General features: G+C 61.2%; 9 protein-coding genes and 2 pseudogenes. 3 read left to right on the top strand and 8 right to left on the bottom strand.

Annotated features, from left to right (window positions below):
• Positions 1–67: 67 nt before the first annotated feature.
• The 4 genes and pseudogenes from X738_RS60665 to X738_RS60650 all read right to left on the bottom strand — a co-directional run bounded on the left by X738_RS60665 (position 68) and on the right by X738_RS60650 (position 6243).
• Positions 68–1116, bottom strand: a pseudogene (locus X738_RS60665) (class I SAM-dependent methyltransferase).
• A 155-nt stretch (positions 1117–1271) separates the two neighbouring features.
• Positions 1272–2333, bottom strand: coding sequence for an alpha/beta fold hydrolase (locus tag X738_RS60660; RefSeq protein WP_031255226.1), 1062 nt, complete (start codon positions 2331–2333; stop codon positions 1272–1274).
• A gap of 395 nt (positions 2334–2728) precedes the next feature.
• Positions 2729–4075 carry an FAD-binding oxidoreductase gene (locus X738_RS60655; RefSeq protein WP_031255224.1) on the bottom strand — a complete coding sequence of 449 codons (1347 nt, stop codon included), beginning with the start codon at positions 4073–4075 and terminating at the stop codon, positions 2729–2731.
• A 443-nt stretch (positions 4076–4518) separates the two neighbouring features.
• On the bottom strand, positions 4519–6243 hold the full coding sequence (locus tag X738_RS60650) for a hypothetical protein (RefSeq protein WP_023799837.1): 1725 nt from the start codon (positions 6241–6243) through the stop codon (positions 4519–4521).
• 884 nt (positions 6244–7127) lie between these two features.
• On the opposite strand from X738_RS60650, the gene X738_RS60645 reads away from it, so the two are divergent.
• Positions 7128–8363 carry an SAM-dependent methyltransferase gene (locus X738_RS60645; protein WP_023799833.1) on the top strand — a complete coding sequence of 412 codons (1236 nt, stop codon included), beginning with the start codon at positions 7128–7130 and terminating at the stop codon, positions 8361–8363.
• Positions 8364–8991: 628 nt separating this feature from the next.
• Here X738_RS60645 and X738_RS80915 read toward each other — a convergent pair.
• Together X738_RS80915 and X738_RS60640 are read right to left on the bottom strand one after the other, a co-directional pair.
• Complete coding sequence (locus X738_RS80915) at positions 8992–9633, bottom strand: hypothetical protein (RefSeq protein ID WP_023799832.1); 642 nt, start codon at positions 9631–9633, stop codon at positions 8992–8994.
• A gap of 96 nt (positions 9634–9729) precedes the next feature.
• Entirely contained in the window at positions 9730–10149 is a 420-nt protein-coding gene (locus tag X738_RS60640; RefSeq protein WP_084833745.1) for a helix-turn-helix domain-containing protein, read from the bottom strand.
• 194 nt (positions 10150–10343) lie between these two features.
• On the opposite strand from X738_RS60640, the gene X738_RS60635 reads away from it, so the two are divergent.
• Together X738_RS60635 and X738_RS60630 are read left to right on the top strand one after the other, a co-directional pair.
• On the top strand, positions 10344–11003 hold the full coding sequence (locus X738_RS60635; protein ID WP_027155109.1) for a L,D-transpeptidase: 660 nt from the start codon (positions 10344–10346) through the stop codon (positions 11001–11003).
• Between the two features lie 10 nt (positions 11004–11013).
• Positions 11014–11526, top strand: coding sequence for an OmpA family protein (locus X738_RS60630; RefSeq protein WP_023799829.1), 513 nt, complete (start codon positions 11014–11016; stop codon positions 11524–11526).
• A gap of 193 nt (positions 11527–11719) precedes the next feature.
• On the opposite strand, the gene X738_RS0141855 is transcribed toward X738_RS60630, so the two are convergent.
• On the bottom strand, positions 11720–12376 hold the full coding sequence (locus X738_RS0141855; RefSeq protein WP_051407847.1) for a DUF1579 family protein: 657 nt from the start codon (positions 12374–12376) through the stop codon (positions 11720–11722).
• A gap of 121 nt (positions 12377–12497) precedes the next feature.
• Positions 12498–13192: pseudogene (locus tag X738_RS89070) on the bottom strand (SDR family oxidoreductase); the annotation flags it as partial.
• Between the last annotated feature and the right edge of the window lie 12 nt (positions 13193–13204).

Below are 13204 nucleotides of genomic sequence, written 5' to 3'. Positions count from 1 at the left end.
GTACATACTACACGATTTAACGGGATACCGGTGAAGGTTTTTCGGTGTTCGTCGCTTTGCTATCTGTTCAGGTCGCTTCGAGAACCATGTTGAGCGGAGTCTGCGCGGCCCTGCGGACCTTGGTGAAGCCGCCGGAGCGGATGACTTCGGTCAATCGTTTCTCGCCCGCCTGGGCGCCAAGCGCCAGCCCAGCCTCCTGCGCCAGCCAGGTTGGCACACAGATCATCGTGGAGGCGGAATAGTACATTCTGCCGATCGAGTTGATGTTGTCTTCCAGCGTATCGCCGGCCATCGGTTCGACCACCATCCACGTGCCTCCCTCATTGAGCGCTTTGCGGATGTGCACAGCGGCGGTCTTCGGATCGCCCATGTCGTGCAGGCAGTCGAAGCAGGTGATCAGGTCGAAGTCGCGGCCGGCGAAGTCCTGCGCCCGGCCGACCTCAAAGCTCACATTCGTTACAGCATGTGCCTTTGCGTGCGCGGTCGCGGCGCCAATCGAGGCGGAGTGGAAGTCGTATCCGGTGAAACGAGACCTGGGAAACGCCTGCGCCATCAGGATGGTCGACAGACCGTGCCCGCATCCCACACCGGCTACATCAGCTCCGACCTTCAGCTTGTCGGCAACGCCATCGAGGGCCGGGAGCCACTCCTGCACCAGCGCATTAACATAGCCCGGTCGGAATAGCCGCGCCACGGCACAGAACATGCAGCCGGCGTGGTCGCCCCAGGCGACACCCCTGCCAGTCTTGAATGCCGCCTGCACCTTCGGCTGGTTCTCGACCATCGCGGCGGCGGTGTCGAAAGCGCCGATCATGTTGACAGGACTATTCGGTTCCGCGAACACGAACGCCTGCTCAGCTGTCAGCCAGAAACTTCCGCCCTCGTGCTGGACGTAGCCGGAGGCCGCCTGCGCAGCGAGCCATTCGCTGACATAGCGGGGGAAGCAATCTGCCGCTGATGCGAGTTCTTCGGCCGTAGCGGTCCGATCCGCTTCAAGGTTTCGTATAACCCAAGGGAATCGCCGATCCGCACCAACGGCACGCTCACAGCGCCGCCAAGGTCTCCAAGCACGCGCCCGACCAGCTCATTCAGCTTCGTTTCGTCAACCTGTGTCATGTCGATTTCTCCTCGCCGCCAGCAGCATCCCGCGCCAGCCAGTTCGAGGATGAAGCCAAGTTTGCCTGCTGGCATGAGGCAACTGTCCCTCACGGCAGCCGAAATCCGGCATTCGTCGCGGGACATCTGTCCCGCACCGGCCCATGTGAGGCGATCTAGCGGGACAGCGACTTGACGATCGCCTGTGAGCGGCTGCGCACGCCCAGCTTGTTGAAGATCACCGACAACTGGTTGCGGATCGTCTTTGTGCTCTTGCCGAGCCGCTCAGCTATCGAACGGTTGTCCAGCCCCTCCGCGACGAGGTTCAGAATCGTAGTTTCGGCGGGCGTCAGGCCGGCATCGCGGACAGCGCCGCTGGGTTGCGCGGCCCGATCCTGCCCGAGGAACCTGCCGAGTTCAGAGTAGAAGACGGGCCAGGCAGGTTCGTCCGGCAACAGCACGTGGTTCTTGCTTTCCAGCGGAACGAAGCGGGCGCCAGGAATCGTGGCAGCAAGCCTGCAGCCTTCGTCGAATGGAACACGCATATCGCCACGGCTGTGTGCTATCAAGGTTGGGACACGCAGGGCGGCGGCAAGGTCCATCACGTCGATCCCCTGCATCTGCCATAGCAGTTGCGCGGCGACCTCGGCTGTCGCCGTCTCCCGCTCCAGATCACCCCACCAGCGGTGCTGCTCCGGCTTCCCGTCCGGAATGAAGAGGTTCGTGAAGAACTGGCAGAACGCAGGATTGTCACGCCCCCAGCCGATGCGGATGAAATTGACCAGTGTCTCGGCCTCCAGACGATCGGTGTCGGTTTGGGCGCGAGCCCGCGCGCCCAGACCGTATGCGTTCATGAGCACCAGATGCGATACGCGCTCGGGATGCTTCAGGGCGTAGGCAATGGCCAACGCACCGCCTTGCGACAGGCCGAGCAGGACAAAGCGCGGCTCCTTGATTGATGCGGCCACGGCCTCCAGGTCCGCGTGCCACGCGTCGACGGACAGGTCTGCGACGTGCCGCTCCGACAGCCCACAACCGCGCGGATCGTAGCGCATGAAACAATTGCGCGCTGACAGTTCGCTGAGCCACGGCCGCCACACTGGACTTTCAAGATCATAGTCGACATGGCTTAGCCAATGCGCTGTCCGCAAGATAACCGGCCCCTCGCCGCATGACGCCGTGGCGATGCGTGTGCCGTCTGCAGAGGTACAGAACCGTATGCTTTGACTAAGCTTCACGGCGCCATGATAGCGCGACGCAAGGTCACGCGACAGGCCGGAGTCTGGTGGCGTCGATTGACTGCGCACCGGCCAATCGTGGAACGCGTCCGCTTTGCGCCGCATGGCAGTCATTTCTGTCGTCCAGCCCATTCGCCAAAAGCGGACGTGGCTACTGCAGCGGCGCAGGCAGCCCTTGCGCCAGGTGGACCGCCCACCGTAGCACCTTGCTGGTACTGTCGCGCTGGGAGTCTTCGCAAGACACTCCGATGCAGAATGGTTTGCGCTTGCAGCGCCGCTCGTACGCTTCCACTTGATGGCCGCAAGATTGCGACGGTCCGGCTTAAGCCGTTTAGGGTCAGCTGTAGCGCGCAGCCGGTGCTCGGCAGGCCGAGCCGGCCTATGCGGTGCCCAGATCACTCCGGCGTGGCCGCGAACGGCAAGATATTCTGATTGAGGCGGAACAGGTTGGAGGGATCGAGCCGAGTTTTCAAGTGTCTGAGCCGATCATACTTGATGGCTCCATAGGCACCCGAAGCAATGGCAGTATCGGATTGCTCGTTGACATAGTTGGCGGCTATGGACCGATCGGCCACGCGCCCTGCTGCGAACCTGCCCCATTCGATGCAACGCTCGTCGTCTGCCGGATCGTCCCATACGGGCTCCGCAATCCAGTAATAGCCGGCCTGCCTTCCGGAATAGGCGGTGTCTTCGTCCCGCACGTCGGCAACAGCGCCTCCAAGCTGCGTTATGTAGAACTCGCAATCCTTGGTTGGTGCCGAGGCAATCTGCTGCAGCATAGCATCCACTACGTCACCGGTGATATCCGACCAGAAACCACCTTTCGCGTAATACCGGCGTGACCAGGCGAAATGAGCGTCGTTGCGACTTTGCAGGTGAAGAAACGGCATGGCGCCCATCTCTCCTTCACCGACACCTGCAAGGTCGCCGAAGGGCGAGAGCATCTGATCCGCCCGCCTGCTGTCGCCCACCCACACCGCAGTCACGCTCAAGCCTCCTCGCGCGAGAGTAAAAGCGACGGAGAATTCTCGCGGGCGTTGTCGAGCCAAATCCCCGAGGCCGGTGATTGCGCGTTGTGCGTCGGCCATCGGGTACGTCCAATGGCCGGCAGCCACCGGGCCAAGTTGATGCAGCCGGAACCTGAAGCGGGTTATGACACCGAAATTCCCACCGCCACCGCGAATGCCCCAAAAAAGCTCCGGATCGATTGCTGCATCGATCCAGTTCACGCTGCCGTCGGCCGTCACGATCTCGACCCCGATCAAGCTGTCGATCGTCAGCCCGTAGGCGCGGCTGACGCGGCCCATGCCACCGCCGAGAGTGAGACCGGCAACGCCGGTGTGAGAAACGACGCCCGCCGGAACCACGAACCCGCTTGGAACCGTCGCTGCATCCAGATCGCGAAGAAGCGCGCCGCCGCCGGCTTCCACGGTTCCGGCGGAGATGTCCAGCCCGGCTGAATTGAGCTGCGAGAGATCGAGCAAAAGTCCGCCGTCGCACGTCGAAAGGCCGGGCAGGCTGTGTCCGCCGCCTCGGATCGCCAGGACCGCATTGCAATTGGCCGCTACGTCGATCGCCTTCCGCACGTCATCGACATCCGCCGCACGCAATACCGCGGCCGGCCTGCGATCGGAGACACCGTTCCATACCTGCCGGGCTCGATCATAATCCGCGCTGCCGGGCGTGATCACAGGTCCGCGACACCCGATGGAGGCGAGTTGCTTCAATAGCAAGTCGGACATATGAGCCCCCTCGTCGCAAGCGACCGCCGAACCTATCACCGCGGCGCATCCTACCCGCAATCGTTGCAGTTAGCACCTCAGAAAGGGTTCGAGTCCACCGATCAGCGTTCTCACAAGCCTCCGACACCCTACACCTTGTGTCGGTCGGCCCTGCGCCTCGTTCAGGTCGTTGAGATCAGTTTTGCCCGTTTCCTGAAAGCAGACATAGCCAACGACCACGCTGGAGATCATGGTTGCGCCAGTAACCAACGATCCCGCCATCGCGGACAAGGGCTGATTCAAACCATTGACGTTACTCTGCGCTGAGATTCTGCCTCTGAGCGGCGGCACACTCTTCCAAAAAGCAGGATGTTTCGAAGCACGATCAATCGCTTGAACGATTAGGCCGAAACAGCGGAATCCGCATGCAATAAATTGGCGAGGTTCTCGTCCCGTGTCGTCGATCAATCCCGGCGCGGATCGTAAGGTCTGGCGGCCCGTTGAGCGACGCGCTCGCGGTACCTCGCGTCGGTACCACTTCGGTTTTCCGGCTTGGTAAACGTTTCGACAGGCTTCCCGAGGACGACCAGCAGCGTGTCCCATTCTTCCTGGCCGAGCGTCTTGTAGCGGTACTCCAGACCCGGCGAAGCCAGGAGTTGCTCGATCTCAAACCGCGCGAAAGAGGCCGCAGGGCCAATGCGGCGAAAGCCGCTTCGCACGGCATCGGTAGCCGCGGTCAGGTCGCTGAAGCCATACTTGCCCGGATCGTAGACGGAGTACTCACGCAGCAGCCGCAACAGGTCGGGCACGGCATCGACGCCGCGCTCGCCCTGGCGCTTGATCAGGCCGGTGGCAAAGCGGCTGACCGCCGGATCGGCGAGAATTGCGCGCTCTTCCGGCAGAGGATCGGCGTATGCACCTACAGGGAGGCCGGCCAGGGCATTGATCCAGTGGCGCGCCTCCTTCTTGTCGGTGGCCGCGAGGTAGCGGCGGGCGGCGAGCCGCCGCAGATCGGCGGAGTCGCCATCGACCTGTTTGATGATCGCCCACAGCCCGTCTGAGGATCGCACCCGCGGGTCCTCCAAGATGCGAACCAGCAGACGCCGGTCGCTCTCGCCGAGCGGCTGGTCGTTCGCGCGGAACGAGTCCATCCACTGATTGGCGAGCGCGAAGGCGGGATTCCTCACCGGCTTACGCGGATCGTCGAGCGCTCTGGCAAGTTCCTCGCGCGTTCTCGTTTTCGCCGCTTCCATATTCACGCCGCGCGAAACGCTGGTGTGATCGAGTAGCAGCCGGTTGGCCGGAACCTCGGCGTACATCCTTCCGTCACCGAGCCGCCGACGCGCCCAGCCGAACCGGAAGTTCTCGATCCCGCCCGAGGTCCCGATCAGCAACGGCGCCGCCGGGGCAAAGATCGACAGGATCGACTGCCGCAGCAGCACCTGTTCACCGGCGTCGGTGATGGTGAGCGCCTTGCGGTGGGGTGCGGAGGGTTCGAGCGACCAATCCACCCGTCCCGATCGGGGCTTGGCATCGGGCACGGCGGGGCCGTCCTCGATCGCGATAGTGAGGTCGGGTTCGGGGGCGTCGTCGCTTTGCAGCAGCGCCTTGCCCTCTGACATCATCAGGTGCCATTCGGCTTCCAGCGCGCGCTGAGGAGCGAGCGGATCGGAGGCATCGTAGCGCCGCTCTTCCAGCAGGCCATGCCCGATGACGGTGCTTCGTTTGCCGGGCGTCGAGTCCGGCACGATGCGATAGGTATTGGAATGACCGCGAAGGGTCTGGACGCGGACTGAAGTGACGCCCGGGGTCTTGAGCAAGGCCGCGCACAATGCGTCGCAACGGCCCTCGAACGGGCGGGCGAGGAGAATGTCGCCGTTGAGCGCAATCGGTGCGCTCGACTGAATGTCCGGCTCCTTCAGGCTGACCAGCATGTCCCTCGCCCAGGTGAGGCCTGGCTGGGGGATGGTCCAGAACAGTGCCAGCGTCGCGGCGCCCGACATGACGTTCAGAGGAACGCCTGAAAGGAAAAGCCCGAGCAGCAAGCGGAACAACGCGAAGGCGACGCCATACATGAAGGCCGTTGGCATCGACGCGAGGATGAGCCCCGGGATAATCAGGAAACTGCCGATTATGACCAGCCATGGCATTGTCAGCGCCGCGAACGCGCCGATGCCGGTGATGATCAAGTAAGTCTTCAACCACATGCGCGGAACCTTACCGCGCAGGACTCAAAAAAATGATAAAGCCACTGTTCTCGGGTCGGTGCCGTTTTTGGGGATCCGCCCGTTGACGAATCTCGTTACGCTCACCTCAAAAAGCTGTCGATCGTCCGCCTTTGGAGGCTCTGGCGCCTCCATCAGATGACCGACTCGGTGAAGGTTTTTCGATGCGGGCGCGCAACGCAGACATCGGCCCGCGTTGGAAAACCTCCAAGCATCGATCAGGCGATCTGGCCTTCTACCGTGACCTGGCCGGCCTTGCACTAGGCTGACACCTTCGCCGCCTGGCTCGCGCCGCTACGCAAATCCGAATGGGTCGGAGATAGTTGCGCTGCGTCTCCCGTGAGAAACGCCACATGTTCATGTCGCCGATCAACCGCTGGCGCAAAGGGCTGATGGGTGTGCATCGAGAGCGGGATGGGTCATGGTCAGGCTCCTTGTTGAAGAAGCCCGTCATGCTCTGCCGCCGCCGAATGACGCTCAATGCGGGCGCGACGACCGGTCCCTGATCTCTACCTCAACCGCAGGCGCCCTCCCGCCTAGCGGGTTCGTTCTCCGACCCGAAGCAGAGTCTCACACGCGACGGCGGCATGGCTGCTTTGCGCCGCATGTCCGCCCTTGAGGCGATCTTTGCGATTGCCGGATAGCAGACGCTGCCGGCGACCACCTTGGACATCTTATTGCGCCAGGGCAGACATTTCCGATCGCGGGGCAGGCGGCCCCGGATGGGTCGCTACTTCGGCATTGGGAGGAGACTTCTGAAGCCCGACCCCTCTCCGCCCCAGATCGGTATTGATGTACCGACACCGGGCAGTCATACTTACGGGGCAAGTGACGAGAAACGAGCCACAATGCGTCTGCTGCCAAATCTGCTCTCCCGTTTTGTAAAAAACGGGCGCCTGACTGTCATATTCGAGGACGGTTTCAGGCAAGCCTTCGGCAGTGGACAGGATGGGCCCGACGTGACGATCCGCCTAACCGACAAAGCGGTCGAACGCGAGATCTTCTTCAATCCGGAACTGAAGGCGGCCGAAGCCTACATGGATGGCCGCTTGGTGATCGAGAACGGTGGCAAAGCATTTGACCTCTTGTCACTTTTTTCTGTCAACCGCACTGGGTTGGCAGCCCACCCCGTTCAGAAGGCGTTGCGGAAAGTCTGGCGTGCGTTCCGCCGACGCCAGCAGAACAACAAGCTGGGTCTCGCCGCCAAAAACGTTCAGCATCACTACGACATCCCGACGAAATTTTATGAGCTATGGCTCGACGAGACAATGACCTATTCGTGCGCCTATTACACGGCACCGGACAGCGGTCTGCAGCAAGCGCAGACGGACAAGCATCGCCACATTGCCGCGAAGCTCAAGCTAGAGCCAGGCATGCATGTGATGGAAATCGGCTCAGGCTGGGGCGCTCTCGCCATCTATCTTGCCAAGTATTGCGACGTGAAGGTCACGGCGATCAACGTTTCGACGGAGCAATTGGCGGCGTCTCGGCTTCGAGCGATCGAGGCCGGGGTCGCTCATCAGATCGATTTTCGCGAGGTCGACTATCGCGAGGTCAGCGGACAGTTCGACCGTGTTGTCTCGATCGGAATGATGGAGCACGTGGGCGTCGTTCATTTCGACAGCTATTTCACGACCATTGGTAGATTGTTGAAGGAGGGCGGCTTCGCATTGGTTCATGCGATCGGACGCATGTCACCGCCTGGTACGACGGCGCCGTTCATCCGCAAGTATATCTTTCCAGGTGGGTATGTGCCGGCTTTGTCAGAGGTGTTTGCCTCGTTGGAGCGCACGGGGATCTGGTGCGCCGACTGCGAAAATTTGCGGCTGCACTATTACTGGACGATCCACGATTGGCGTCTCGGTTATGAGGCCCGGCGCGAGGAGGCAGTCGCCATGATGGGCGAACGATTCTGCCGTATGTGGGATTTCTATCTGGCGTCGGCCGAACTCGGCTTCCTAAACGGTTCAAATTTTGTCTTCCAGATACTGATCTCGGCTCGCCGTGACGATGTCCCGATCATCCGCGATTATATTGTCGAAGGTGAGCGACGCCTACTGAGCTCGATGCAGACGAGTGCATAGTTTCGCTATCTACACCGTGGCCCGGTCCGCTGGTTAGCTCGCCCTGCAGGATGACGTCATCCCGCCGTCAATCTTCGTCCGACGGAAGCGCCAGTGCAACCAATCGACAAGTCCGAAGATCAAAGCGGTCGGCCACGAATGACAGCTTTGCGCCTAACTCCGGCCGTTGAGCAATCTCTCGCCAGTGCACAAAAGCTGCCGGTCCGCTCAGATCGCCGCTCCTCCGTGATTGGGAGGTGTCCGCCCACTGGTTCGCCCCGAAAGGGGCGCTGCGTTCCCGTGAACGCTCCACATCCGCTTTCTCAGTCCCTTTTTCTTATGACTTCGATAAGCCTGGCGAGGTTGTCGGCTCCGTGACCTTCTCTTATGGCGTCTTCTGTCAGGCGCGGCCTGGCGCTAGGAGTTACGGGTACGCGTTCGTCCCGACATGAATTCGGGCTAGGCGTTCTTGCCAAAAGACGTGATGTGAAGCCGGCGACTATCCGTCGGCTCTACCAACCACATCGCTTCGCCAATAGACGGGCCCGGCTTTCAAAGCGGTCATTGTGTTGCCGGCCAGTTGAAGTGGCCTGCGATAGGCGACAAAGCCCGGATGCGCTGTATCACCCCGACTGCATTGACCTCCCGCTCAAAGAACGCTCTTTTCAGGGCCATAAGCTTTGGCGAGACGGACCATGCCTTTCGTTCGAAGGCGTTGGTACCAATAGAATAGTATCATCAAGCCGGTTGTCGTGCCGGCACCAAGGCACAGTGCAGGCGCCAACGCTGATCCGACATATAGTGCTAGAAGGGTCACGCCCGCCGCCGCGACAATGGCATTTACGAAAGCGATCATCGTCGCGGCTGTGGTCAGATGCGCCAGGAGCGGCCCGGCACGCAGCGACGGTTCGGCGTCGTTTTCTGGCCAACGGCCGAACTCTTTAGAAAACTGAAAAGCAGCATCCTCCCCCAGCGTTCGGTAGTAGGCCCTGATCCGGGCGATGCCGATATGGGCCTGCATGTTCTCGGCGGCTATATCGATCAACCTTAAGACGGTGAAGCTACCCAGCAAAAAGAGCGATGGCAGCACGGCTAGGAGAAACGGCTGAAGGAATTCAGGCGACTGCGCGACAAAGCCCGTCGCCACTAGAGCGCTCGATAGAGACATGATGTAGATGGTCGTTCGCGACGCCATTTCGCTGATGGTTGCGCTGATCGCCGATTGCTGCACGAAATGCTCTGTCGTGAGGGCCGCGAGAAGCGCGGTGTGGGATGTTGTCATGTCGGCCATTTTATATCTCCTGTGGTGAGCATGCCGCCGCTGGCGCATCCTGAGCGACAGAGCCGTCGACACAGGCTGCATGCGCCTACGCGATTGTGCAGATGTTCAAAGAGTGTTCATCAACTTGGCAATTCCGTTTAAATGGCGCCGGAATTCGGCTTGCCCGATGCCTGTATAACGCCGGAAATCGCGGCTCGCATGGGCTTGATCGAAATAGCCTTGTATGGCGGCCAATTGCGCCAGTCCGCCGGCGGGCGCGTCGGCCAGCAGAGCCCCAACTAGTCGATAATAGCGCATGACGCCCGCGTATCGTTTTGGTGAAAGGCCCACGAGGTTTCGGAACAGTCGATAGAGCGAAGAATAGGACAGCCCCAGCGCGGCCGCGGCAGTAGCAACGCCCTGGTTTGGATCGGCATCTATGAGGCGCACGGTTTCCGCAAGATTTTGAATCTGCTGGTGGGCATTGCTCACACGTCCGGATAGGGCAATGTCGCAACTACGCTCGGTCCCAAACAGTCGCGCCAATTTGGTTAAGGTCCTGGATGGGGTTTAGGTTAGACGTTCGTCCTCGGCAAGATTGTCACAATTCGGTCACTCGCCGCCAAATTGCCGAATGTCCGGACACGGCGGACTGAAGCAACGCAGAATTTTCCACTTTGAGGCGAAGTAATTCTCAACTATGGTCCGCCAAGCTTTTGGTATGGGGGGGAATATTGCCGATGGTTTTATCACGCAGGGGTGTCGTGCTCGGCGGCCTGGCGCTGGTGGCGGTGGGTGCAACCAGCAATATTGCTCAAGCCGCGGCGGCAAAATCCTTTTTCGCCGGTACCGCCAGCGACAACAATTTTGTCTATCGCAAGACCAACTTCGCCAAGATCGACAAGAGATGGCATCGCCAGATCGTCAAGTATTTCAGCAGCGAGCCGGTCGGCACCGTCGTGGTCGATACCCGCCACCACTTCCTCTATGTCATCATGGAAAACAAGACCGCCATCCGCTACGGCGTCGGCGTCGGCAAGGACGGCTTCAAATGGTACGGCCGCGCGACGATCGACCGCCGCGCGCTGTGGCCGCAATGGGTCCCGCCCCCCGAAATGCGTAAGCGCAAGCCGGACCTACCGCACATGGTCGCAGGCGGCGCGTCCAACAATCCGCTCGGGCCGCGCGCGCTCTATCTGCACCGCAACGGCGCCGACACCGGCTACCGCCTGCATGGCACGCTAGAGCCATGGAGCATCGGCACCGATGCTTCCAGCGGCTGCATCCGCATGTTCCCGGAAGACATCATCGACCTCTACCAGCGCTGCCCGATCGGCACCGCGGTGCAGGTCCTGCCGCACATCGCCGACCAGGCGCCCGCTTCCACCCCTGTCGAATGACTGGCGCCTCATGAACCGCATGATTGAAAACACGCGCCGGCTGCTCGCCGCCGGCCTGCTGGTGCTGGCCGCATCCTGCTCGACCAGCAACACGCTGGCCCCTTCCACGCCCGACATCACCAACACCGAGGTTGCCGGCTTCCAGAACGTGCAGCCGGGCAGCGAGGAGGATTTTATCCTCAATGTCGGCCGCCGCACCTATTTCATGCAAGGTTCGGCCGCGCTCGATTCTGTCGCCAAGGCCACCCTCGACACCCAGATCGCCTGGTTAGCAAAGCATCCGCGCTGGCTGCTCAAGCTGCAGGGTTTCGCCGACGATCCCGGCGCAAGTGAAACGGCGCTGTCGCAGCAGCGCGCCGATGCGGTGATGGACTACCTCGCCGCCGGCGGCATAGGCCGCAACCGCATGTGGGCCAAGGGCTACGGCAAGGACAGGCTCGTCCGCGACTGCCCCGACACCGCCTGCAGGTCGCAGAACCGCCGCGTTGTGTCTAATTTGCGCGATGAGAGGGACGAGCCGTAGGGGGCCGCTGTTCTGCTTGTGACCCGAAGCAGAGTCTCACACGCGACGGCGGCAGGGCTGCTTTGCGCCTCATGTCGGCCGTAAAGATCAGCTTTGCGGCTTCCTGAAAGTAGACAGTGCTGGAGGTCGCGGTTGCGCCATTGCCAAGCACCGAGCGAGCTAATGAGACGCCGGGCCGTCCTCGAGCGGACGCTCACTCTTTCAGCCGTGTATAGAGGCCGCGTGTGGCCAACGTCTCTTGCTGTCCGGGACGCGTGAAATAGAGCTCAAAGACATGGCGATCGTTGTTCTCGATTTTGATTACTGTGCGCATGCCGATCGACTTGCCGACCGTGTCTTCGCCAGCCACACCCTGGTCGGTGAAGGCCCCGGACATGCTGATGGGCCTTTGATTTCCGGGTCCAGGGATGCCTTCGTAGTACATCATGGTTGTGTTGACAGGATCGATCGTAATCCACTCGTATCGGTCGTCCATGATACTATAGCCGAGCCAGCCTTTGCGCCAGATCGGCGCTCCATCCAGCGTCCCCTCCATCGTGTCTTCGATGTAACGGCCGCCTGCCAACCACTGCCGACGGCTAATGAGGTCGTCCGTCACGAGCGGCGGCTGATCGGGGCTGCGGCCGAGCGTGCCGTAGAAGCTCAACTGGACCCGCCAGGTGCCAACTAGTGGCGCCAGAACCTCATGCGCCTGACCCGGCAAGCCGCGACTAAGCCATTTGGGTAACTCGGACTGCGTCGGGGGCGCGGCCGCGGCCGAGCCATCTTGAGCCAATGCGCCGGAAGGAACGGGGAGGGCGAACGCAACGACAATTAGGGCAACGTGTAGTGTCTCAATGATTCTTTTCATCTGCGGTCCATTGTTTATTGGAAATTGCTGTAACGCGCTTGGTTGAGGGTCACCGTTGTGAACTTTCCGCGTGAACCGGATGGATACTGATCTCTTAACCCTTGAGGGTCTATCTGTTAGATCATTCGATGCTGACCAGCGTTTCACCTCCTGAAACTTCTAGAATAGCGCCGGTCACGAAATCATTAGTCATCAGGAAAAGTGCGGCCTTGCCGATATCGTCGACTTTTCCAACGCGACCTGCTGGGAAACTCTCGCGCACCAGCGCGAAAAACGCCTCCCGCTTGGTTTGCGGCATGCCGGCCCACATTTCGCTGTCTATGACGCCTGGACGGATTGTGTTGACGCGGATCGGACCGAGTTCGAGCGCAAGGGCTCGTGTCAGCGCCTCCAGACCAGCGAACGCGACCATCATCATCGAAGCGCCCATGCGAGGCTTGGTCACCAAGCCTCCAGTAGTGAATGTGATCGAACCGCCTTTCCGCATCTTGGCGCCGCGTGCCGCGCGCAAGACCAACTGCCCAGGAGCTTGCCATACAGAACGGGCTGCGCGTCGGCCAGCGTTTGGGAGAGGAAGGTTCCTCCAGGACTTGGTGGAGTTGCGGTGATGAGAAGGTGGTCGAGCGCCCCCAGCGTTTCGAATACTTGCTCGACCGCCGCATCGTCGGTCATGTCCAGCGACTGGAAGGTGATTGAACCGTGGGCGCTTTGTGCTGCAGCCAATTTCGCCGGCGGCCGCCGCCCGAGCGCGATGACCTCGGCGCCTGCGCGCGAGGCCGCAAGAGCCGCCCCCATGCCCATGCCGCTTGTCCCGCCAACGATCACGAC

The sequence above is a fragment of the Mesorhizobium sp. L48C026A00 genome, assembly GCF_000502375.1.
Taxonomy (GTDB): Bacteria; Pseudomonadota; Alphaproteobacteria; order Rhizobiales; family Rhizobiaceae; genus Mesorhizobium; species Mesorhizobium muleiense.
Note: the sequence above shows the minus strand (reverse complement) of the source record. Positions and strands in the feature narration are given on the sequence as shown.